The sequence below is a fragment of the Allobosea sp. WAO genome (genome assembly GCF_001509835.1).
Taxonomy (GTDB): domain Bacteria; phylum Pseudomonadota; class Alphaproteobacteria; order Rhizobiales; family Beijerinckiaceae; genus Allobosea.
Genome location: NZ_JXTJ01000008.1, coordinates 375,452 through 398,377 on the forward strand (window position 1 = coordinate 375,452; position 22,926 = coordinate 398,377).

At 65.8% G+C, this 22,926-nt stretch carries 18 protein-coding genes; 8 read left to right on the top strand and 10 right to left on the bottom strand.

Annotated elements, in window-relative coordinates; all coding sequences use genetic code 11:
• The 4 genes from DK26_RS16670 to DK26_RS16685 form a co-directional block, all read right to left on the bottom strand.
• Window positions 1-2,421 carry a TonB-dependent siderophore receptor gene (locus DK26_RS16670; protein WP_198162352.1) on the bottom strand — a complete coding sequence of 807 codons (2,421 nt, stop codon included), beginning with the start codon at window positions 2,419-2,421 and terminating at the stop codon, window positions 1-3.
• Window positions 2,422-2,607: 186 nt separating this feature from the next.
• On the bottom strand, window positions 2,608-3,597 hold the full coding sequence (locus DK26_RS16675; protein ID WP_066474791.1) for a FecR domain-containing protein: 990 nt from the start codon (window positions 3,595-3,597) through the stop codon (window positions 2,608-2,610).
• 131 nt (window positions 3,598-3,728) lie between these two features.
• Complete coding sequence (locus tag DK26_RS16680) at window positions 3,729-4,247, bottom strand: sigma-70 family RNA polymerase sigma factor (RefSeq protein WP_066474792.1); 519 nt, start codon at window positions 4,245-4,247, stop codon at window positions 3,729-3,731.
• Between the two features lie 397 nt (window positions 4,248-4,644).
• Window positions 4,645-5,862, bottom strand: coding sequence for an alpha/beta fold hydrolase (locus DK26_RS16685; RefSeq protein WP_066474794.1), 1,218 nt, complete (start codon window positions 5,860-5,862; stop codon window positions 4,645-4,647).
• Window positions 5,863-6,016: 154 nt separating this feature from the next.
• On the opposite strand from DK26_RS16685, the gene DK26_RS16690 reads away from it, so the two are divergent.
• The 3 genes from DK26_RS16690 (at window position 6,017) to DK26_RS16700 (ending at window position 7,863) form a co-directional block, all read left to right on the top strand.
• Entirely contained in the window at window positions 6,017-6,472 is a 456-nt protein-coding gene (locus DK26_RS16690) for a MarR family transcriptional regulator (RefSeq protein ID WP_066475553.1), read from the top strand.
• Between the two features lie 37 nt (window positions 6,473-6,509).
• Window positions 6,510-6,917 (top strand): DUF1398 family protein, encoded by a 408-nt coding sequence (locus DK26_RS16695; protein WP_066474795.1) that lies wholly within the window; start codon window positions 6,510-6,512, stop codon window positions 6,915-6,917.
• A gap of 160 nt (window positions 6,918-7,077) precedes the next feature.
• On the top strand, window positions 7,078-7,863 hold the full coding sequence (locus DK26_RS16700; protein WP_066474797.1) for a hypothetical protein: 786 nt from the start codon (window positions 7,078-7,080) through the stop codon (window positions 7,861-7,863).
• Window positions 7,864-8,212: 349 nt separating this feature from the next.
• Here the strand turns inward: DK26_RS16700 and DK26_RS16705 are convergent, their stop codons facing one another.
• The 4 genes from DK26_RS16705 to DK26_RS16720 form a co-directional block, all read right to left on the bottom strand.
• Window positions 8,213-8,995: a helix-turn-helix domain-containing protein gene (locus tag DK26_RS16705; RefSeq protein WP_066474800.1), complete on the bottom strand. Its 783-nt coding sequence runs from the start codon at window positions 8,993-8,995 to the stop codon at window positions 8,213-8,215.
• 93 nt (window positions 8,996-9,088) lie between these two features.
• Window positions 9,089-11,785, bottom strand: coding sequence for a 2-oxoglutarate dehydrogenase E1 component (locus DK26_RS16710; RefSeq protein ID WP_066474802.1), 2,697 nt, complete (start codon window positions 11,783-11,785; stop codon window positions 9,089-9,091).
• 55 nt (window positions 11,786-11,840) lie between these two features.
• Window positions 11,841-12,779: an NAD(P)-binding domain-containing protein gene (locus tag DK26_RS16715; protein ID WP_282568044.1), complete on the bottom strand. Its 939-nt coding sequence runs from the start codon at window positions 12,777-12,779 to the stop codon at window positions 11,841-11,843.
• Entirely contained in the window at window positions 12,776-14,203 is a 1,428-nt protein-coding gene (locus DK26_RS16720; protein WP_066474808.1) for an aldehyde dehydrogenase family protein, read from the bottom strand. The genes DK26_RS16715 and DK26_RS16720 overlap by 4 nt, the downstream gene beginning before the upstream one ends.
• A 156-nt stretch (window positions 14,204-14,359) precedes the next feature.
• On the opposite strand from DK26_RS16720, the gene dctP reads away from it, so the two are divergent.
• Entirely contained in the window at window positions 14,360-15,448 is a 1,089-nt protein-coding gene (gene dctP, locus DK26_RS16725) for a TRAP transporter substrate-binding protein DctP (RefSeq protein ID WP_066474811.1), read from the top strand.
• Window positions 15,449-15,599: 151 nt separating this feature from the next.
• Here dctP and DK26_RS16730 read toward each other — a convergent pair whose 3' ends face one another.
• Entirely contained in the window at window positions 15,600-17,261 is a 1,662-nt protein-coding gene (locus tag DK26_RS16730) for an acyl-CoA dehydrogenase family protein (RefSeq protein WP_066474814.1), read from the bottom strand.
• A 14-nt stretch (window positions 17,262-17,275) separates the two neighbouring features.
• Complete coding sequence (locus tag DK26_RS16735; RefSeq protein ID WP_066474816.1) at window positions 17,276-18,493, bottom strand: CoA transferase; 1,218 nt, start codon at window positions 18,491-18,493, stop codon at window positions 17,276-17,278.
• Between the two features lie 237 nt (window positions 18,494-18,730).
• On the opposite strand from DK26_RS16735, the gene DK26_RS16740 reads away from it, so the two are divergent.
• The 4 genes from DK26_RS16740 to DK26_RS16755 all read left to right on the top strand — a co-directional run bounded on the left by DK26_RS16740 (window position 18,731) and on the right by DK26_RS16755 (window position 22,836).
• The gene (locus DK26_RS16740) at window positions 18,731-19,717 is read left to right on the top strand and encodes a LysR family transcriptional regulator (RefSeq protein ID WP_066474817.1); all 987 of its coding nucleotides are present in this window, start codon (window positions 18,731-18,733) and stop codon (window positions 19,715-19,717) included.
• A 178-nt stretch (window positions 19,718-19,895) separates the two neighbouring features.
• Window positions 19,896-20,642: a glucose 1-dehydrogenase gene (locus DK26_RS16745; protein ID WP_066474818.1), complete on the top strand. Its 747-nt coding sequence runs from the start codon at window positions 19,896-19,898 to the stop codon at window positions 20,640-20,642.
• A gap of 101 nt (window positions 20,643-20,743) precedes the next feature.
• The gene (locus tag DK26_RS16750) at window positions 20,744-22,240 is read left to right on the top strand and encodes an FAD-binding oxidoreductase (protein WP_066474819.1); all 1,497 of its coding nucleotides are present in this window, start codon (window positions 20,744-20,746) and stop codon (window positions 22,238-22,240) included.
• Entirely contained in the window at window positions 22,237-22,836 is a 600-nt protein-coding gene (locus tag DK26_RS16755; RefSeq protein WP_066474827.1) for a TRAP transporter small permease subunit, read from the top strand. Before DK26_RS16750 ends, DK26_RS16755 begins: the two co-directional genes overlap by 4 nt.
• Window positions 22,837-22,926 lie beyond the last annotated feature (90 nt).

Genomic DNA, 22,926 nt, shown 5'->3' on the forward strand with positions numbered 1-22,926 from the left:
TCACCATTTGTAGCTTAGAGTCCCGTAGACCGATCGCCGATCGCCGTAGAAGCAGGCATAGGTGCAGGAGGAAACATACTTCCGGTCAAAGAGATTCTTGGCCGTGACTGCGAGCGAAACACCCCGAAGAGCCGGATTCCGCGCGCCGAAATCGTATTCGATTGTTGCGTCGGCCAGCGTGTAGGCCGGCACTTCGTAAGCATTTGTCGTATCGAGCGTCTTGCCGATGTAGCGCACCCCGCCACCGATCTTCAGCCCCTGCAGGAGCCCGGTCCTGAAAGCGTAGTCCAGCCAAAGCGCGGCCGCATTGCGCGGCACTGCGGCAGGTGTCCTGCCGCGGTCGGCTCCGTTGCTCCTGGTCACTTCGGCGTCAGTATAGGTGTACGCGCCGACGACCTTCAGGCTCTCGGTCAGATGCGCGACCGCAGAAAGCTCAACGCCTCGTGCCCGGATCTCGCCCTCCTGGATGTTGAAGGAAGGGTTGTTCGGATCGACGGTGGGCACGTTCTGGCGAGTGATCTCGAAGACCGAGGCGGTGAGCATGCCATTCCAGCCGAGGGGCTGGTATTTGACGCCGGCCTCCCATTGCTGGCCAGTGGTCGGTTCGAAGGGGCGGGTGCCACGCGCCGGAGAGGTCGTTCCCGATTGCGGCTGGAACGATGTCGAATAACTGACATAGGGCGCAAGGCCGTTATCGAAGAGGTAGACGAGGCCGACGCGCCCGGTAAAGGCGTTGTCATCGGTCTTCGTGACGAGGCCCGTCAGGCGGTTGGTCGTGTCCGCTCTGGCCATGTCGTAGCGGCCTCCGAGCAGAAGCACCCATTTCTCGTCGATGGTGATCTGATCCTGCGCGTAAAGGCCGATCTGGTCGCGCCGCTCCAGCGTATGCGTGTCTGGCCTGGTCGGAATGACGACGGCCGAGCCATAGACCGGTGCGAATGGGTTGAGCGGCCTTAGATTATTGTAGCCTGCGAACTGCAGCCGCTCGAGCGACGCTTTGGTGTAGTCGAGGCCGACCAGGACGCTGTGGGCCACCGGGCCCGTGTTGAATTTCGCCTGAAGTTGGTTGTCGACGCTGACGCCCCAGGCGTCGTCGGTGCGGTTATAGGCGCCGCGCTCCAGCAAGGACTGGTTGCTGCCGGGCACCCAGCTCCAGGTGTAAGCATGGTTGATCTTCGTCTTCGAAGTGCCGGCCAGCACGTTCTGCCGGAACTGGAAGACATCATTGAAGCGGTGCGAGAACTGATAGCCGATCGTCGAGACGCTCTGGTCCCATTTGCTCCAGCCCGGTTCGCCAGTGAACAGATTGGTCCCGATCCTGCCGTTCGGGTTTGGCGCGACGGTGCCGGAGAAGGGATATCCGGCATTGTTGATGGTCTTGTTGACCATATGGCTGGCCAGCAGTGTCAGCTCCGTGTCGGCGTTGGGGGACCATGTCAGGGCCGGCGCCACATAATAGCGGTCGTCCGGCACGAAATCGATCATCGTGCCGCTGTCACGAGCGAGGCCCGTGACCCGGTACTTCCAGGTCCCGGCCGGATCCAGCGGGCCGCCTACATCGAAGCTCGCCTGCTTGCGCTCCTGGGAACCGTAGGTGAGGTTCACCTCCCCGAACCGCGTGCCCGTTGGGCGCTTGGTGATGGTGTTGACGACACCTCCAGGGGCTGCCTGACCGAAGAGGACCGAGGCCGGCCCCTTGAAGATTTCGACACGCTCGATGCCGAACGGTTCGGCGGCGACGCTGTAGTGCGGCAGCGGGACCTTGAGGCCGTCGCGGTACATCACGCCGGGATTGGTTCGCACGTCGAAGCCGCGCAGGATGAACGGGTCGTCGGTCCTGTTGAAGCCTTCCTGCACGATCACGCCGGGCGTGTACTGGACGGCGTCGCCAAGGGTCTGAGCGCCCTGATCCCTGATCTGGTCGCTGGTGACGATATTGACGGTCTGCGGCGTCCGGATCAGCGGGGTATCCGTCTTGGTGCCGCTGGAACTGCGCGTCGCCACATAACCGTCGACATGGCCGAACGGATTTTGCGCATCGCCGCTGACATTGATCGTCTCCAGCGAAATCGCTCCGTCCGGCAGGGCGCCGGTGGTCACGCTGTTTGCGACCAGCGTCGCGGTGTTGGCACCGGTGATGCGCACATTGATGCCACTGCCAGCCAGGATCGTACGCAGCGCCTGGGCCGGAGCGAGCGCACCCGCCACAGCCGTCGAGCGCAGTCCGTCCGCAATGCGCGAGGAATAGCCGACCTGCCAGCCGCTCTGGCGGATGAACGCGTCGATGGCGGCGGGCATCGGCTGGGCCGGGATCGAGAAGGCGACGACGCGGCCTTGCGCAGCGACTGGCGGGGGCGCCTGCTGAGCCAGCGCGGCGGTCGGGACACCAAGGCCTGCACAGCCGAGAACCGTGCCCGTCAAGAAGCGAATGGCCAGCTTCCGGTCAGGCCGCATTGCCGCAGCGCCGTTTCCAGCGCGGTTCCCCACCCCCATCGTCATGCCCAAGTCCCTGTCCATTCAGCGGGGCCGGGACATCGCGTCGCGCGATATCCGTGCCGCCACTTCTCAAGACAGACGGGACCGCCCGATCTCACAAAAAAAGTATGGTCAGCGCAGAATGACGATGCCGCCCGGCAGGACAGTCGCGACGGCGCCGGCAGCCTCGGCGAGCGAGCGGATCGCGATTTCCGGCTCGTCGAGCCGGTAGCTGCCGCTGACCGCGACCCGTGCCAGCCTGCCATTCGCGAGGAAGACGCGCCCTGAATAATAGCGCCTCAGATCATCCAGCACTTCGCCGAACGGGCGCTCGGAGAAGCTGATCCGGCCTTCCAGCCATTCCAGCGACCGGGCCGGCTCGACATGCCTGACCGGCATTAGCGCGCTGGCCGTGACGCTGACGGCATCGCCCGGCTTGAGGCTGGTCGCATCTTCTGGCCGGGACAGCCGCGAAACGGCGACCTCGCCGCGACTCAGCACGATGGTGTCGGCCTGCGGATCGAAGCGGACCGAAAATGCGGTTCCCTTCACCGCCACCCGCCCGAACCGGCCAGACACTTTGAAGGGCCGCGCCGTATCCCGCGCAACGTCGAAGAAGGCCTCTCCCTGCAGCAACGTTACGCCACGCCCGCCCTGCTCGAAGTTCAGCGCAACCGCAGATCCGGTATTGAGCGTCACCGTCGAGCCATCGGACAGGGGAATTTCCCGACGCTCGCCGACGGCAGTGACGTAGTCCGCACGCAGCCACACCGAGAAGTCGGACAAATGCGCCGCGCCGAAAGCGAGCATCATTAGCGACGCCACCATCGCTCCCTGCTTGGCGCGCGATCTGCGCCGCTGTCTGCGTTCGTCCGCGACGCGGCTGGCGGCATCTGCCACGTTGCGTGAGGCGGCCAGAAACTCAGGAGCGCCCCAGACCGACGTCACCTTCGCGAAGGCTCGTTCTCGCCCCGGGTCGCCATCCAGCCAGTCACGGAATCCGCGAGCCGTGGCTGGATTTCCTGCTTCCGCTTGCAACCGCACAAACCAGTCGAGCGCCTCCACGGCGAACTGGTCCTCCGTCGCGGTCGCAGCCTGTTCGCCAGTTCTGTCCTGCTGCACCTGGGTCGCTCGTTCGGCGTTTGGAATTCCAACCCTTATGACTCTGGATAGGCTTCCGTCTCACAAAAAGAATGGACGACGGGAAGTGGCGAGACACCAGAGCGTTGAAATCTCGACGCCCAGGCAGGTGCTCAATCGCGTTCAAACCGCGTCATCGCACCAACACAATGCGCCATGGCCAGCTTGGCATCGTTGTATACGGTGTTGGCGGAAACGCCGAGATGCTGAGCGATCGCCGGATAGGTCCAGCCTTCGTTCCGGTTCAGTAGCAGCACTGTTCGTGCGCGTTCCGGCAGCCCGAGCAGCGCCTGCTCGAACACTGCCACGCGCTGCCGGTCGATGACCTGCGTTTCCGGCGAAGGCGCGTCCGAAGCGATGTTGAGGACCGCCTGCTCATCGGTGATCGGGCATTCGACCTGGGCTCTGCGGTACCGGCGCTGCTGTTCATCGTATGCGATGTTGCCAGCGGTTCGGCGAAGATAGGCGCGCGGATTCTCGATCGGGCCGTCCGGCGCGGAGGAGAGCAGGCGCAGAAAGGTCTCCTGCGTAGCATCGGCGGCATCGGCAGCGTTGCGGAAGCGGCGTAGGAAGAACCGGCGGAGCCGGCCTTCCTCCGAGCGCTGCAGATCGTGAACGAGGTTCCCGAGCATCCAGACTTCCTCAACAGCCGCGAGGATGGCGCAAAATGCCGTGCGGCGACCAGGCAACGGGACATCCGTGGCGCGTTACAGTTTGCCACTTGGTTCGCCACAAGGCCATAAAGCAAGAGAAATTCTCTTGCAATACCAGATATTTAGATGAATTCTAACCTGTGCGATCCATCTCGCTCTTCTGCATATCTTTCCGCTCGAGTGCATCAGAGCCGTCCGTTCGTCGCCTCCCTCCAACGCTGAGTTCGAATTGCACATGCTCAACCGCGAGCAAGCCGAACGCGCGCAGACGGCGCTGCTGAAACGCGCCACTAGCTGACCTTCCAGCTCTGCCTGAAAGCGGACGCCAATGACCACTTCAATGAGCGCAGCATCGCTCGGCGGCGACAACGACGGGCTAGCGTTGCAGGCCGAACTGTTCGTCGAGCCAATCCAGGACGCGCCTGTTCAGCAACGAGCGGTTCCCCATCTCGCAATGCCGATCGGCGCCCTCGGTCGCAGAGAAGCGCAGCAGGATCTTGGGACATGTCAGCGCATCGAAGAAGGCGCCGGCGCCGTTACCGAGGACATCATTCTCAGCCTGAGTGATGAGCGTCGGGCAAGAGATGGCTTCGGCCCGCCCCGTCATCGTGAACAGCTCAGCCGAGGCAAAGTAGTCCCGCAGATTGTCCACGCCGTGGGTCCAGAAGCCTCGGTCCATCACCTTCCACCTGATCAAGGGGCTCTTGCGGATGGTGGCGTCGATCTTTTGCATTGTCGCTTCATCGAGTTCACCCAGATTAGCCGCAGCCTCTGGCGAAACGCCGAGGGTGCGTACAACGATATCGCGAAAGCCGTCCGCGATGCTCCAGAGGCCGGGATCAGCAATCAGCGCTGAGATGCGCGGCTCACCAGATGCCGCCCGGGGAGCGAGATAGCCTCCGAGACTCCAGCCCGACAGTGCGATGCGCTTGGCATCCACGAGGGGCAATCCCTCAGCGAAGTCGACGACCGCTTTGATGACGACCTCCCAGTCGGGTCGCAGTGCCGTTCCGCGCTCGTAAAGCAGGGCGCCCTGACCGGGACCGTCAAAGAGCAGGCTGTGGTAGCCGCGGCGGGAAGCGGCCACCGCGCATGCGAAATAGGTATCGACGATCGTCCCGTCGTAGCCGTTGGTGAAGATGATGAGCGGTCGGATGTCGTTTTCGCCGCCCTCGGCAGCGATGAAATAGCCGGGCAACGAAGCTTCGCCGAATGGGATGGCGATAGGTGCCGTCGGGTGCTCTCCGAGGGAGAGGGCCTTGTCGAATGCTGCCGTCTCCAGCCGAAATGCAGAAAGCAGGCGAGGATCCACCGGCGTTCCATATAGCGGGCGAAACGAGGATGCGTAGAACACGCTGGCCCTCAGATAGGACTCCCGCGCGCTCGTCGCGTGTCCCTTCGCGAGCAGCGCGTCAGCCTGCGCCGCCATCCGCGCGCCGGCAGCGACCCAGGCATCGTGGAACGCGTCATCGCCCCCATCCGCCACCGCTTCGGCGACTGCGCGGATCTCACCGAGATCCGCTCCGCCATAGGGAATGTATCCGTGAGCCCAGACGAAATCGCTATGCATCTCGCTGCGAAACATATTGGCCATTGTGTCCCCGCGGGTTTCAGCCTGCCGCCTATGATGACGCAACGTCGCCTTTCCAGGCGAGTACGCTTTCGAACAGAAGGAAACGGCTACGCCAACGATTGACTAGGAAACATACGCATGCGAGTTTCCTAGTCAACATACAATGGAATCCTTGATGTCTGGCATCCCCGCCGATCTGCAGTCCCACCTCGGATACTGGCTGAGGATGGTGTCGAATGCGGTGTCTTACAGCTTCGCCCGTAAAGTCGAAGCCGAAGGCGTCACCGTCGCCGAATGGGTGTTTCTCCGCATGCTCTATGATGTGGAGGCGATTTCTCCTTCGGCTCTTGCCGCCCGCATGGGCATGACGCGCGGAGCCATCAGCAAATTGGGCGATCGTCTTGTCGCGAAAGAGCTCGTGCTTCGCAGCGGCGATGGAGCAGGCGGCCGCGGTCAACGTCTCTTGCTTAGCACTTCGGCCCGCAGCCTGGTCCCGCGGCTCGCGGCACTTGCCGACGCGAACGACGCCGACTTTTTCGGTTCCTTGTCGGCCGCGGAGCGCGGGGCGATGGAGCAGCTGCTGCGCAAGATTGCTCGCGATCGGTCGTTGAACCAACCGCCAACCGAATGACCAGCCATAGAGCCAGAAATTTAGAAAGGACCGTATCATGCAGGCGCAGCAAGTTGAGATCGCCAAGGCCAATCTTCAGGCCTCTCACGAAGGCACCTTGAGCTTCCCCGAAATCTGCGGGAACCTAATCTCAGCCGGTTTCGAAGGCTATATGGTCGATTATCGCGGTGGGACGACGACTTATTACATGCCGGACGGCGAGTGCATCACGCTGGTGGCGCAAGTGAATACGACCTCGGTTGCCGAGAGCTTCGACCAGGCAGCTGTCACTGCCCAGATCCGATGGGCTCAATCTCAGGCGGAGGACTACAGCTACGATGCGTTCAGCCGAAACGTGAAACGCGCCGGCTGCGCCGGCTACCTCGTCTCGTTCCTCGGGCGCCGCGTCGTCTATCTCGGTCGAACCGGCGAAACACACGTCGAGCTTTTTCCTCCGGCCTCCTAGCTGGTGCAGGCAAATCCGTCGCGCCGCGCCAATTGCAGAACCATGCGAGCTGCCTCAGAGCGGGCATTCCATTTGGGTCGCTATTCAATTGCGCCGTAACTCCCGAGTGGCGCCGTTTCCAGCGCAACTGCGGACGATTGACGGGAGCATGTATTCCCCGATGGCAGACAAGGATGCGCGGATCATCGCGATCGAGCCCGGCGATCGTCTGGTCGTGCTGGCTCGGATTCTCGATGCGAAATCGGAGCAAGCGAGGCGCGCCCTCGAACAGGAAGCCAGCGAGTGGCGCCAGCTCGGCAGCACTTGCCTTGGCCGGGGTCTGTACCGTCACGACTCGATCTTCAGAGGGCAATCCGATGCCGCCGTCTGGAGCCATGTCGAGTTCACCTACTTCCGGGAAATCATCCCAGGCGATGTGATCGATCGGCTCGTCCGGTCGCCTCCAGTTCCGAGCGTGATGCTTCTGCGCGCCGAAATCCTGCTCACGACGCCGGCGTCTTTCGTGGTTCCCACAAACTGGTCGGGCTCGTCGCATCGCCCGAACCGCAGGCCCTCGATCGAGTACCTCGACGTGCACCCATCCCGGCTGGCGGATTACCGGGATATCATGCGCCGCTATATCGGACCTGCGGCGGCGAAGCTCGTCGCCTCGGATCAGCTGGGGACGTTCAGGTCGATGGAGACGGCCGCAGTCTTGTTCCAGGATCCTTCGCTTGGCGCGAGCTGGAACCAGATCCACCTCAGCGAGGTGGTCGCAGAAGGATTTCGCGGCTTCGGCGAGGAACTCGATGCCACTTTGCGCGAGACCGTGCCGGACGGCAGCTTTGCCAATGTTTTCGCTGGGCTGAATGATATGCGGACTATTTCTCGCTGGACCCTGAACCTTCCGGTGTTCGAGGATGATGCCGCCGTGGGCAACTGGGCGGAGAGCCCTCCCGATAGCTGAGCCGCAGAGCGCCAAGAGCCGACCTTGGGTTTGTATCCGGAAGCAGACATTCCCTGCTGAGCGGTCGGAGGGCAGATCGCGACCCAAGCCTGCCGTTCTCGGGGTGAGGGAGGCCGGAGGCTGCGGAGCGCGGCAGCCGGCCATGCGGTGAGCCGTCTGAGGTCGGGCGACGTTGCCTGCGGGCTCTCCGCTCGAATGCCGTAGGGCAGTTGCTGATCCATCCCTCTGTCGGCTCGGCGCACGGAAAAAGCGCGCGGGCGATCTTCCGTGGGACAAGCCAAATCTTGCGGGCAGCCTCAGCTACGGCGACAGCAGGATTACAACCGGGGCAACCGCGCCCGATAGGATTTCAAGCTTCCGCGGCGAGCTGCGAGGCGATCGTCGCGGAGGTGCGGCGCAGGGCCGGCAGAATGCCGTCGAGCAGGCGCTGGCGCGGCCCGGCACCGCGCAGGACGAGGCTGCTCAGGGCCGCCACCGTCTGTCCGTCCACGATGATCGGCACGGCCACGGCCCAGATCTGCGATTGGTAGACCGCATCGAGATAGCGCTCATGCGCGAAGGCGTAGCCGTTCTGCCGGGCCGTGGCGAGCCGCTCGTCGAGCCCCTCCCAGAGTTCGGGCGAGGCGTCCCAGATCTCCTTTGACTGACGCAGGCGTTCGAGCTGGGCTTGCAGCGCGTCCGGCGCCAGCCCGGCGAGCTGCATGATGCCGACGCCAGTCGCGAGCAGCGGGATGCGTGCGCCGAGGCGACCGGGAATGGAAAGCCCCTTGGCGTTGCGGTTGGTGTAGACGATGACCATCGCATCGTCCTCCAGCGTCGCCAGATTGGAAGGCCAGCCGATCTCGGCCCGCAGATTCTCGATCAGCGGCTCGGCGAGCTGGAGCAGTCGCGAAGTGCCGTCATAGCCGTTGCTCAGCAGCTTGGTCCGTGCGGTCACGCCGAAGGTGACGCCATCCGTGCGGCGATAGACATAGCCCGCCTCGATCAGCGTCTCCAGGATCCGCACCACCGTCGGCTGCGGCAGCTTGGCGGCCCGCGCCAGATCGGTCGCGGTGATAGGGCTCTGCTCGCTGACGAGGCGAAGGACCGTCAGGCCGCGCGTAATGGCGCGAACAGGCTCAAAGGAGGGCATGGAAGCGTTGTCGGGCCTTGTGATGCGCCGGGGCGGGCCCCAGCCGGCGACAAAAGGAAAAAAGCGGGGGGCGCATACGCGCCGTGTACCACTTCAGGCATTGCCTCCCGTCAGGTCAAGCGCGCGCGAGATCAGGGCGGCCTGCTCGCCTTCATGACGCTCGATCGAGCCTCCTGCCGCGACCGGCAAAGGCGGCCTGGCGACGATCGCCAGTGCGCGGTCGCCAAAGCGTGGGTCGTGCCGGAACTGCTGCGCGACATGGGCGAGCGCGCCCTGATTCTCCGGCTCTTCCTGGCACCAGACGAGCTGTGCGTCGCCATGCTGGGACAGGGCCCCGGCCAGTTCCTCGGCCGGGAAGGGGTAGAGCTGATCAAGCCTGACGATCGCGATCTCGTCCTCCAGCCCGAGCCCGCCGCGGGCGGCCGCGAGTTCGTAGCCGATTTTGCCTGAGCAGAGCACGACGCGCCGTGCCGGATTTGCGGCCTTCTCGAAAACGACCGGGCGGAAGGCGGTGCCGGCCGCCATCTCCTCCAGCGCCGAGACGCAGGCCTTCTGCCGCAGCAGTGCCTTCGGCGCGATCACGAAGAGCGGCTTGCGCCAAGGCGCTTTCACCTGGCGCCGCAATAGATGGAACAGATTGGCAGGCGTCGAGGGATTGGCGACGATCATGTTGCCGCCGGCGCAGAGCTGCAGCAGGCGCTCGATCCGGGCCGAGGAATGGTCGGGCCCCTGGCCTTCCAGCCCATGCGGCAACAGGATAGCGAGGCCAGACATCAGCTCCCATTTCGCTTCCGCCGAAACGACGAACTGGTCGACCATGATCTGGGCACCGTTCAGGAAGTCGCCGAACTGCGCCTCCCAGAGGACCAACCGATTCGGGTCGGCGAGGCTGTAGCCATATTCGAAGCCGAGCACGCCATATTCGGAAAGTGGGCTGTTCACCGCCTCGAAACCGGCGCCGCCGGAGGCAAGGCCCGCCACGGGCATGAGATGCCGGCCGGTCTCGACATCGTGCACGCCGAGATGGCGCTGGGTGAAGGTGCCGCGGGCGCAATCCTGGCCGGATAGCCGCACCGGCACGCCTTCCGACAGCAGCGAGGCGAAGGCGAGTGCCTCGGCGGTCGCGAAATTGATGTCGCCTCCGGTCTCGATCGTCTCGAGGCGCGTGCGGTAGAACTGCGCGACCTTGGCGTGGGGCTTGAGCTCATCCGGAATCAGGCTGGCCTCACGGCCGATCGCGCGCAGGCGCTCGATCGGTACGCCCGTTTCGATGCGGACCAGCATCTCAGCCGCGCCCGCCCGCGCGATCCCCGCCCAACCCTCGGGCCGCACTGAGGAGGCATTCGGGCGCAGGCTCTCGATGGCGGCATAGCCGTCCTGCATCTCCGCCCTGAAGGCTTCCGCGAGCCCAGCGACCCGATCCGGCGCCGCGGCATCGAGGCCGGCGACCACCTCGGTGAAGCTGTCGCGCAATGAGGGGCGGGCGTCGATGGCGGCCCAGATCTTCGGCTGGGTGAAGCGCGGCTCGTCGAGTTCGTTATGGCCGTTGCGGCGATAGCAGACGAGGTCGATCAGCACGTCGCGGCGGTAACGCCTGCGCCAGGCCAGAGCGAGCGCGGCGACCCGTGCGACGGCAACCGGATCATCGCCGTTCACATGCAGAACGGGCGCGCCGACCATCTTGCCGATATCGGTGCAATAGCGCGACGTCCGGCCTTCAGAGGCGTTGGTGGTGAAGCCGATCTGGTTGTTGACGACGAGATGGACCGTGCCACCGACCTCGTAGCCCGCGAGGGCGCCGAGCTGCAGCACTTCGCCGACCAGCCCCTGGCCCGAGAAGGCGGCGTCGGTATGGAGCAGCAGGCAAAGCACATCGTCGCCGACCTTGCCGCGCTTGCCCCGCGCCAGCCCGGTGACCACAGGCGCGACGGTCATCAGATGCGAGGGATGCGGCGAGATCGACAGCTTCATCTGCCGTCCGCCATGGCTGACCTCGCCGGCATAGCCGAGATGGTAGGGCACGTCGCCGGTGAAGTCGGGCCCGCCATCGGTCAGGTCCCGGCCCTTGATCTCGGCGAGCAAGGTGCCGACCGGCTTGCCGAGAACGGTGGCGAGCGTCGCGAGGCGGCCGCGATGCATGCCGCCGATCACGGTTTCATCGAAGCCGGCGAGGCAGGCCTCGCGCAGCAATTCGCGCAGGAAGACGATGGCGCCTTCGGCGCCCTCGACGCCGAAGCGCTTCTTCGACGGGAACTTGACCTTGATGAAGGTCTCGAACGTATCGGCCAGCACGATCGCGTCGAGCGCGCGGTTCGCGAGATCGACCGGAGGCTGCGCCGCAAACAGCGCTTCGAAGGCGCCGTAGAGCCAGTCGCGAGCCTCATCGTCCTCGACCTGCTGCGCCTCGAGCCCGACCTTGCCGGCATAGAGGCGCTGCAAATCGCCGGCGAGGCTTGCGAGTGTGGTTTCGCATGTCTCGCCGGCGAGGGTGACGCGGGTGGTCAGGCCCGGCTGAGCCGCCACCTCGGCGCGCAGGCGCTCGAGTGGCACGGCGGGTGTGCGCGCCGCAAGATCGAGCGGATCGAGCGCCGCTTCGCGATGTCCGAAGAGGCGATAGGCTTCGACCAGCCGCAGGCCGAGGGCTTCGCCGCTCCCGCGCCCGCCCGCTCTTTCCGGCTCCATCTCCTCGAAATGGATGCGCCAGTCCGCCGGGACCGAAAGCGGGTCGCGGCGGTAACGCGCATAGAAGTCGAGGAGGTACGCGCTCTCGGTCGCGACGGGCACGGTCATGGCAGCAGCTCTCGGGAAGCGCTATCGGCTTCCGCTACGGAAGGTCAGTTCTGGGTCAGTTCTTGGACGGCAGCCGCGGAGCCTCGACGCCGGCAAGGTCGCACCAGGCATCGAGCAGCGCCGAGAAGTCCTTGCCGCCGAAGCCGCGCGAGCGGGCGAGCTGCAGGCATTCGCGCGCCGCCGCTCCCATGGCGAGCGGCACCTTCATCGACGAGGCCGAGGTCAAGGCGAGACCGAGATCCTTATGGGCGAGGTCGATCTGGAAGCCTGGCTCGATATCGCCGGCCAGCACCTTGACCGGGAAATTGGTCTTGAGGTGGCCGTTAGTGGCGGTGGTGCCGTTGAGGATGTCGATGGTGCGCTCGACGTCGAGGCCGAAACGCGCCGCGAGCGTCAGTGTCTCGGCGTTGAGCTGGCAGGCGGCGATCGCCAGATAGTTGTTCACCACCTTCATGCGGATGCCGGCGCCGGCCGGGCCGCAATGATGGATCGTCGTGCCCATCGCCTCGAGCATCGGCTTGACGCGCGCGAAATGCTCCTGGGACGCGCCGACCATGAACAGGCACTCGCCGCGATCGGCATGGGTCGCGAGCCGGCCGACCGGCGCGTCGACGAAGCCGAGGCCGGCAGCCTCGACCGCCGCCGCGACCTCGTCGGTCGCAAGCGGGTCGATCGTGCTCATATCGACGACGAGTGTGCCGGGCCTGGCATTGGGCACGATCCCGTCGAGCACGACGGCGCGCACTTCAGGATGGGCCGGCAGCATCGTGAAGATGATGTCCGATTGGCTGGCGAGCTCGGCGATCGAGCCGGCGGCACGGCCGCCGAGCTCGACCAGAGCCGCGATGCCCTGCGGATTGACGTCATAGGAGAGCGTCGCGAAGCCCTTGCGCTGCAGGTTGGACGCCATCGGGCGCCCCATCCTGCCGAGGCCGATGAAACCGATTTTCGGGTTGGTCATGAGCGTTTCCTCCGGATTGGTCTTGTCGCTCAGGCCAGCAGGTAGCTGGTCTTGATCTGGGTGTAGAACTCGACGGCGTAGCGGCCCTGCTCGCGCGGCCCGTAGCTCGACGCCTTCCGGCCGCCGAACGGCGTGTGGTAATCGACGCCGGCCGTCGGCAGGTTGAGCATGGTCATGCCGGCCTCGACATTGCGCTGGAAATGCCGGGCATGTTTCATCGAGGTGGTGCAGATGCCGGCCGACAGCCCGTAATCGGTGTCGTTGGCGACGGCGAGGGCCTCCTCGTAATCGGCGACGCGGATGATGGTCGCAACCGGGCCGAACACTTCCTCGCGGTTGATACGCATCGCGTTCGTCGTGTCGGCGAACAGGGTCGGGGCGATGTAGTAGCCCTTGGTGTCGAGCTCGAGCGCTTCTCCACCGGCGGCCAGGCGCGCATTCTCGCCCTTGGCGATGTCGATGTAGCCGAGATTCTTCTGGAACTGGCTGTCGTCGATCACCGGACCGATCTGGGTTTCGGCCCTGAGTGCATGGCCGACGCGGAGCTTGGCGACGCGCTCGGCGCAGGCCTTGACGAAGGCGTCATGAATGCCGCTCGTCACGATCAGGCGGCTCGACGCGGTGCAGCGCTGGCCCTGCTGGAAGAAGGCACCGTTGACCGCGAGGTCGGCGGCGAGCTCGAGATCGGCATCGTCGAGCACGACCAGCGGGTTCTTGCCGCCCATCTCCATCTGACAGCGGATCAGCCGTTCGGCGCAGGCGACAGCGATGCGCCGGCCGGTGGTCGAGGAGCCGGTGAACGAAATCGCGTCGGCATTGGCGATGACGGCGGCGCCGACATCAGGTCCGGCACCGATCAGTAGGTTGAAGACGCCCGCCGGGATGCCGGAAGCGGCGACGATCTCGGCGATCGCGACGGAAATGCCGGGCGTCTTCTCGGACGGCTTCCAGACCACGCCGTTACCGAAGGCGAGCGCCGGCGCGATCTTCCACATCGGCGTCGCTACGGGGAAGTTCCACGGCGTGATCAGGCCGACGACGCCGACCGGATCACGAGTGATCTCGACATCGACGTTCGGCCGTACCGATCCGAGCTTCTCGCCCGGCATGCGCAAGGCTTCGCCGGCAAAGAAGCGCGCGATATGGGCCGCGCGCGTCACCTCGCCGAGCGCGTCCGGAACGGTCTTGCCGCCCTCGCGAGCGAGGATCTGGGCGAGCTTGTCCTTGTTGTCGAAGATGCCGCGGGCAATCGCCTCGAGCACCAGCGAGCGCTGCTCCAGCGTCGCACGGCCCCAGGCCGGCTGGGCCTTGCGGGCGGCGACGAAGGCCGCCTCGACCTCGCTCTTGCCGGCGAGGCCGTAGGTCGCGATCACGTCGCTGAGGTCGGAGGGGTTGCGGATTTCGAGAGCCTGCGCGCCGCCGACCCAGTTTCCGCCAATCAGATTCTTCTCGAGCATCGCTGCAGCACTCCATCGATGGTTTCATCAACCGTCCGCGCCTGGCGCGGACGGGAATGAAATTCGACTAGCACCATCCGGAGCCTCATGCTAGATTTGAATTATAAATTCAACAAATGAATAAACCTCTTATGTTGAGGGGGCCTGGAGGAAAGCATGAGGAAACGCGATTTTCTGAAAACGGCAGCGGCCGGCGCTGCAGCAGGCGCCGCGATTGCGTCGCCCGCAATCGCACAGAGCGAGCCCAACATCCGCTGGCGGCTGGTTTCCAGCTTCCCGAAGAATATCGACGTGCTCTACGGCTGCGCCGAGGTCATGGCGAAGAACCTGGCCGAGGCCACTGACGGCAAGTTCCAGATCCAGGTCTTCGCCGCCGGCGAGGTCGTCCCGGCCCTCCAGGCCATGGACGCCGTCTCGAACGACACCGTCGAGATCTGCCACACGGCTTCCTACTACTATGTCGGCAAGGACCCAACCTTCGCGCTCGGCACCCATGTGCCATTCGGGCTGAACACGCGCCAGCAGAACGCCTGGGTCTATCATGGCGAAGGCAAGAAGCTGCTCGACGATTTCTACCGCAAGTTCAACATCGTGGCGCTGCCGGGCGGCAATACGGGCTGCCAGATGGGCGGCTGGTTCCGCAAGGAGATCGCCGATGTCGCGGACCTCAAGGGCTTGAAGTTCCGCATTTCCGGCCTGGGCGGCAGCATCCTCGCCAAGCTCGGCGCGGTGCCGCAGCAGGTCGGCGGCGGCGACATCTACCCGGCGCTCGAGCGCGGCACGATCGACGCCGCCGAGTTCAATGGCCCGTATGACGACGAGCGACTCGGCCTCTACCGCGTCGCCCCCTTCTACTACTATCCCGGCTTCTGGGACGGCACCTCGATGGAGCACTTCTTCATCAACGCCAAGCAGTGGGAGAAGCTGCCGAAGCACTATCAGGCGGCCCTGACGTCGGCCGCGGCGCTCGCTAACATCGACGCGGTCGCGCGCTACGACAATCTCAACCCGCCGGCACTGCGCCGCGTGGTGGCGAGCGGTGCCAAGCTGCGCGCCTTCCCGGCCCCGATCATCGACGCGGCCTACAAGGCCTCGCAGGAGATGTACGAGGAACTCTCCTCCAGCAACGCCGAGTTCAAGAAGATCTACGAGAGCACCAAGCGCTTCCAGCAGGAATCGGCGATCTGGAATCAGGTCTCCGAATACTCTTATGACAGCCTCGTCCTGAGGGCGCTCCGTCGCTGATCACTTCCCGGGCCGGTCCGCAAGGGAGTCCCGGGGAAACAACCGAACGCAGAAGGGACCGAAAACGACAACCGCTTTCGGTCCCTTCTTTTTTGCATGGACGGCAGTTCGCCACGCCCCCTGGGGTGCGCGGCGAACATGGTTGAGCGTGTTAGTTGGCGCGGCCCAGCAGGCCGCGCGCGATGACCTGGGCCTGGATTTCGGCCGCGCCCTCGAAAATCGACAGGATGCGGGCGTCGCAGAGCACGCGGCTGATCGGGTATTCGAGCGCATAGCCGTTGCCGCCATGGATCTGTAGCGCGCAATCGGCGTTGCTGAAGGCGACGCGCGCGGCGAGCAGCTTGGCCATGCCGGCCTCGATGTCGCAGCGCCGGTCGGCATCCTTCTGCCGGGCGGCGAAATAGGAGAGCTGCCGCGCCATCATCGTCTCGGTTGCCATGAAGGCGAGTTTGGCGTGCACGCGCGGGAAGGCGAGCAGCGCCTTGCCGAACTGGACCCGGCTCTGCGCATAGGCGAGGCCCAGCTCGAGCGCATTCTGGGCGACGCCGAGCGCACGCGCGGCGGTCTGGATCCGGGCGCTCTCGAAGGTCTCCATCAACTGCTTGAAGCCCTGACCCTCGACGCCGCCAAGCAGGTTGGAGGCCGGCACCGTGAAACCATCGAAGGAGATCTCGTATTCCTTCATACCGCGATAGCCGAGCACGGGGATCTCGGTGCCGCTCATGCCCGGCGCCGGGAATGGATCGGCCTCGCTGCCACGCGGCTTCTCGGCCAGCAGCATCGACAGGCCGCGATAGTCGGTGCTCTGCGGGTCCGTGCGTACGAGCAGGGTCATCAGGTCGGAGCGGGCGCCATGGGTGATCCAAGTCTTGGCGCCATAGACGCGGTAGACGTCGCCCTCACGCACCGCCCGCGTCCGCAGGCTGCCGAGATCGGAGCCGGTGTTCGGCTCGGTGAAGACCGCGGTCGGCAGGATCTCGCCGGAGGCGAGGCTGGGCAGCCAGCGCGCCTTCTGTTCCTCGGTGCCACCGAGCCTGATCAGCTCGCCGGCGATCTCGGAGCGGGTGCCGAGCGAGCCGACGCCGATGTAGCCGCCGCTCAGCGCCTCGGAGACCAGGCACATCGCCACCTTGCCTAGGCCGGTGCCGCCATGCTCTTCCGGAATCGTCAGGCCGAACACGCCCATATCGGCAAGCTTCTGCACGAGCTCTAGTGGGATCAGCTCGTCACGGGCGTGCCAGCCCGGCGCATGCGGCGTGACCTCGCTCGCAGCAAAGCGCAGAAATTGCTCGCGAGTCGCCTCGAGGATGTCGTCGTCGAGGCCGAGCGTCCCGAAACGCCCTTCCGCGAGCTCGACGGAAAGCGCTCGCCTTGCAGCTTCGAGCGCCGGGGCGTGCGCGAGCCGCGCCAGCGCCGGCTCGGCGGTAAAGTCCGCGACGACATCCGCCTCCACGCCCATATCCGAGGGGCGCACCGTTTCGGTCTGGCTCATGGCGATGCCACCGGCGAGCTGTGCGCCGTATTCGGCGAAGCCGAGATGCAGCATGGCCGCGTCCGCCGGGCTGAGCCGGCCGCTGGTCGCGAGGCGCTCGGCCCAGGCGAGGCTCTGCCGGAGCGCTTCGACATAGGTGCCTTGCCAGGCGAAGCCGTGCGCGGCGAACTGGTGCGCCTCGACGAGCCCGGCATCGACGCGCCCGCCCGGCGCAAGCAACTGCGCGACCGCGGCACGCGTCGCCGCATGCAGGGTTTCGGCGGCGGAAAGCAGGGTGGCGCAGGTCGAAAGCAGCGTGTCGTGGTCGGTCGTCTTCAGCATGATCGATCCCAGAATCAGGCGGTACGGGGACCGGCGACGATGCCGGTCTGGAGAAGCCTACCGATGGCTGCAGTCGTAAGCCCCAGCCTTTCGGAGAGCACGGCCTCGGTGTCCTGGCCGAGCTGCGGCGCGGGCAAGGGCGGCCGACGCGCGCCGGCCGAGAAGGCCAGCGGCGAGCCGGGCGCCAGGATCGGGCCTGCCCCGGGCTGCTCGATCGTGCCGAACATCGGGTTCGCCACCGAACAGCGGGCATCCTCGCGGACCAGCTGCCCGAAATCCCTGTAGGGTCCCCACAGCACGCCGGTGCCGTCGAAGGCGGCTTCGATCTCGGCGAGGCTGCGCGCGGCGCACCAGCGTTCGAGCACGGCGAAGATCGCGGCCCGCGCGGTGAAGCGGCCGCCTTCCGTATTGAGATCGGCGTCCATCATCGGGCCGATCATTGCAAGCTTCTCGGTCAGGCCGGTGGCGCGGCCGATCGCATGCCATTGCCGGTTGGAGATCGCGACGATCATGACATGCCGCCCATCAGCGGTGGCAAAGTCGCGGCCGAGCGCGCCATAGAGATCATTGCCGAGCGGCGGACGCACCGCGCCGTTGACCTGATAGTCGGCGATGTAGCCGAGATTGCCGACACTCGCGAGCATCACGTCCGATAGCGCGAGCGACACCTGCCGGCCCTTGCCGTCGAGGCGCCGAGCCCGCTCCGCCGCGAGCAGCCCGGTTGCGAGATAGAGCCCCGCCGCGATGTCCCAGGCCGGCAGGACATGGTTGACCGGCTCCGCCCCCCTGCCGGTCGCCAGCGGAAAGCCCGAGGCGCAGTTCACCGTGTAGTCGACGGCGCCGCTGCCGTCGTGGTTGCCGGTCAGGCGCAGGCTGATCAGGTCTTCGCGGCGCTGCGACAGAGCCTCGTGGCCCATCCAGCCGCTGGCGGGCAGGTTGGTCAGGAGGATGCCGGCATCCTCGCCGGGCTGCGCGATCAGGGCGCTGGCCAGTTCCTGCCCTTCGGGCTTGTCGAGGGCGATCGCGATCGAGCGCTTGCCCTTGTTGAGACTGGCCCAATAGAGGCTGGCGCCGGAGGGCGCGAGCGGCCAGCGGCGATAGTCGATATTGCCGCCGATCGGGTCGATACGGATCACCTCGGCGCCAAGTTGCGCCAGCGTCATGCCGCCCAGGGGGGCTGCGATGAAGGCCGAGACCTCGACGACGCGAAGCCCGTTCAGGATCGTGCTCATCGCGTCAGCGAGCCGGCAAGGGGAAGTGGGGCTCGTGGTCCTTGGAAAGGCAATCTGCCGGCAGGCGGGGCGACATCCCTGGTCTTCCTCTTCGTTCGCCGCTCCCTTGCTCGCAATTCCACATGCAGGTGCGGTCACTCTGGCCCGCAACCTAGCGATCCCAGCCGGTTCGGCCATGCAGTCTGGTAGATAAGAGCTATAACCGCTACCACAGGGCCAGCACGAAGAGACCGCAGCATGGACCTCCAGCAAATCCGCTATTTTCTCGAAACGGTTGCGGCGGGCAGCCTGTCGCGGGCTGCGGTCCGGCTCGGCATCAGCCAACCGGCGCTCAGCCGCCAGATCGGCAATCTCGAGGCGTCGCTGCAGCAGAGCCTGCTCTACCGCCATGGCCGCGGCGTCTCGCTCACCGATGCCGGCCGCCGGTTCGAGGAGGTGGCGCAGGACGTGATGCGGCAATTGTCGGATGTCCGGACCGAGCTCGCGGCCGGCGCCATCGACAATACCGGCAGCGTATCGCTCGGCATGCCGCCTTCGCTCTCCGCCAGCATGGGGGCGGATCTCGCGCTGCGTTTTTCCGCCGAGTTTCCGCGCGCGCAGTTGCGCTTGCGCGAGGCCTTCAGCGCCGTGCTGCTCGAATGGACCGAAGCCGCGCGGGTCGACATCGCCGTGCTCTATGATGCGCGCAGCAGCCGCAGCCTGATCGCGACGCCGCTCATGCTCGAAGACCTGTTCATGGTCGAGCCGCCATCGGCGCGTGCCGATGCGCCGCTCGAACCGGTCTCGCTGCCGGAACTGGCGAGTCGCGCCTGTGTCCTGCCGGGACCGGAGAACGGGCTGCGCCGGGTGGTCGATGCCGCCTGCGCGGCCGAAGGCGTGCGCCCGCGCGTCCTGACGGAGGTCGACTGCGTCGCGGCGCTGAAGCAGTTGGTCGAGCGCGGTGTCGGCCCGACCGTGCTACCTTTTGGCGCAGTCCACCGGGAAGTGCGGGACGGACGGCTCCGCGTGCGTCCGTTTCGCTCCTCCGCGATGCGCGCCCTGCTCGTGCTCGCGACGCCGGCTAACCAGCCGATCACGCCACTGACGCGCGCTGTGATGCGGATCGTGCAGGACGAGGTCGCGCGCCTCGTTCCGCTCGACATTCTGCGCGGCGTCACACGCAACCTCGAAAGCCCGCGACCGCGGCCGCGCCCTGATCGGGAAAGCCCCGAAGCAATCGGCTGAAATCGGGCCCCTACCTTTTCGCTTATAGCTGCTATGCGCCCAGCTCGACTGGCCCGACGGCGGCGACCTCCGCCAGATGGAGGAAACCGGGGTCCGACGGCCAGCTAGTTGGCCGTCGAGGCCTTTCAGCAGCTCGGGCAAGCCGGGCACGCCCGCGGGCGGAAGGAAGGAAACGTCGATGCGTCTGAAGGATCGCGTCGCGCTCGTGACGGGTGCGGCATCCGGGCTCGGCCTGGCCATGGTCGAGCGTTTCGTGGCGGAAGGCGCGAAGGTCGCCGTCGTCGACTGGAACGGGGATGCAGCAGCCGCGACCGCAGCCCGCTTCGGTGCTTCCGCGATCGCGATTCAGTCGGACGTCACCAAGGCGGCCGAGGTGCAGGCTTCGGTGGCCAGGACCGTCGAGGCCTTCGGCAAGCTGGACATTCTGGTCAACAATGCCGGCTCGAGCCACGCCAAAGGGCCGTTCGAGGCCGTCTCCGAAGCCGAGTTCGATCGCGTCTTCGCGGTCAACCTGAAGTCGATCTTCCACTACTGCAACGCGACCGTCCCCGTGATGCGCAGCCAGGGCGGCGGCGTCATCCTCAATGTCGGCTCGACGGCAGGCAACCGCCCGCGCCCCGGCCTCGCCTGGTACAATGCCAGCAAGGGCGCGGTGCACAACGTCACCAAGACGCTGGCGCTCGAACTGGCTCCCGACCGCATCCGCGTCTGCGCGCTGGCCCCGGTCGCGACGGAAACGCCGCTGCTCGCGACTTTCCTCGGCACGGATTCCCCCGAAATGCGGGATCAGATGCGCGGGATCGTGCCGCTCGGCCGCCTCGGACATCCCGACGACGTCGCCAATGCGGCGCTCTATCTCGCCTCGGATGAGGCATCCTTCCTGACGGGCGTGGTCCTCGACATCGACGGTGGCCGCAGCGTCTGAAGCCGCGCCGGAGCCGGAGCTCCGGAACGAATCCGCCCTTCATCTCGGTCTGGTCGGTAACGCCGCCCGGCGCCCGCGCTTCCCTGCAAAGGAGGACGAACATGGCTGACAGCTTGAGCGACGCCGGCGGATTGCTGCGTGATCCCGCCCGCTTCGCAAGGGAGGTTCTCGAGCCGATCCGCGCCATCGTCGGCGAGCGCGGCGTGATCACCGACCGCGACCAGATGCAGCCGCTGATGGTGGCATGGCGTGACGGCTGGAAGGGCCGCGTTCCTCTCGTCGTGCAGCCGGCGAACACGGCCGAGCTCGCCGCGGTTGTGGCGATCTGCCACCGCACCCGCACGCCGATCGTCCCGCAAGGCGGCAATACTGGCCTGACCGGCGCGAGTCAGCCCCATGGCGACGATTCCGAGATCGTGATTTCGACGACGCGGATGAACCGCATCCGGGCTCTCGACCTCGACAATGACACGATCACCGTCGATGCCGGCTGCGTGCTCGCAAGCATCCAGGACGCGGCGCGCGAAGCCGGCCGGCTGTTCCCCCTCAGCCTCGGAGCCGAAGGCAGCTGCCAGATCGGCGGCAACCTCTCGACCAATGCCGGCGGCGTTCAGGCGGTCCGCTATGGCACGGCCCGCAATCTCGTGGCGGGTCTCGAAGTCGTTCTGCCGGATGGACGCGTCTGGGACGGTCTGCGCGGCTTACGCAAGGACAATGCCGGCTACGACCTGAAGCAGATCTTCATCGGCGCCGAAGGCACGCTCGGCATCATCACCGGCGCCACGCTGAAGCTCCTGCCCTTGCCGGAAGCGACGGCCACCGCCTTCCTCGCGACGGGCTCGCCAGCACAGGCCGTCGCCTGGCTACGCCGCGCCAAGGCCGCGCTCGGCGAATCCATCACCTCCTGCGAACTGATGGAGCGGGCCTGCGTCGAGATCGCGCGCAAACACAACAGCCAGATCCAGGATCCGTTGGAACAGGCCTATCCCTGGTATCTGCTGCTCGAACTCGCCGGCCAGGGCGCGGCCGAAGCGCTGGAGGCGCGGTTGCTCCCGGTCTTCGAGGCGGGGCTCGAGGCCGAAGAGCTGCTCGACGGCGTCATCGCTTCCTCAGCCGCACAGGCGGCTGCACTCTGGCGCATCCGCGAAGGCGCACCGGAGGGGCAGCGGCTGGAGGGATCATCGTTCAAGCATGATGTCTCCGTGCCGATCTCGCAGGTCGATCGCTTCATCGTGGAGGCGAATACCGCGCTCTCGCAGCGCTTTCCCGGTATCCGTTCCTTCGCCTTCGGCCATCTCGGCGACGGCAATATCCATTTCAACCCGATCCAGGCCGAGGGCGAGCCCGCCGATCTCTGGCAGGCCCGCCTGCCGGAGGTGAACCGGATCGTCCACGACATCGTCTCGCAGCTCGGCGGCTCGATCACCGCCGAGCATGGCGTCGGGCGGCTGCGCATCACGGAACTGCAGCACTACAAGAGCCCGGTCGAGCTCGAAATGATGGCGCGGCTTAAGCGCTGCTTCGATCCGCTGAACCTGATGAACCCCCAGAAAGTGCTGAGGAGCGATCTCCTCGACAACCTGTCGGAGACGGTATGAAACAGCTCCTCGCGATCAGCCGGGCCATCGAAACGGTCAACGGCCAGATCGGCAAGAAGATCGCCTGGCTGATCCTAGTCGCGGTAGCCGTCGCGACGATGAATGCCATCGTCCGCAAGGTCTTCAGCGTCTCGTCGAATGCCTGGCTCGAGCTGCAATGGATGCTGTTCGGCGCGGTCTTCCTGCTCTGTGCCTCATGGACGCTGCAGGTGAAGGAGCACATCCGCATCGACATCGTGAACAGCATGCTGCCCAAGCGGGTCCGCCAATGGATCGAGCTTCTCGGCCATGTGCTCTTCCTGATGCCGTTCGCCCTGCTCATCGTCTATCATTCCTGGCCCTTCTTCCTGCGTTCCTACGAGATCAACGAGCAGTCGCTCTCGGCCGGCGGCCTGCCGCAATGGCCGGCCAAGGGCCTGGTCGTGATCGGCTTCGTGATGCTGAGCTTCCAAGGCATCTCGGAGATCATCAAGCAGGTCGCGATCATGCGCGGCGACCTCGAAGATGACGAGACCCTGCGCGGCCACGCCGCCGCTGCGGAGGCGGAGGCCCAACGCCTGCTCGACCAGGCGAAGGCCGAAGGCCTCGCCCCGTGAGCCCAGCAGCAGATTCCCGGACAGCTTCCATGACCCTCGCCCGCTCCGCCCGCGCCTGCGCGCTGCTGCTCGCGCTCACCGCCGCCGCCT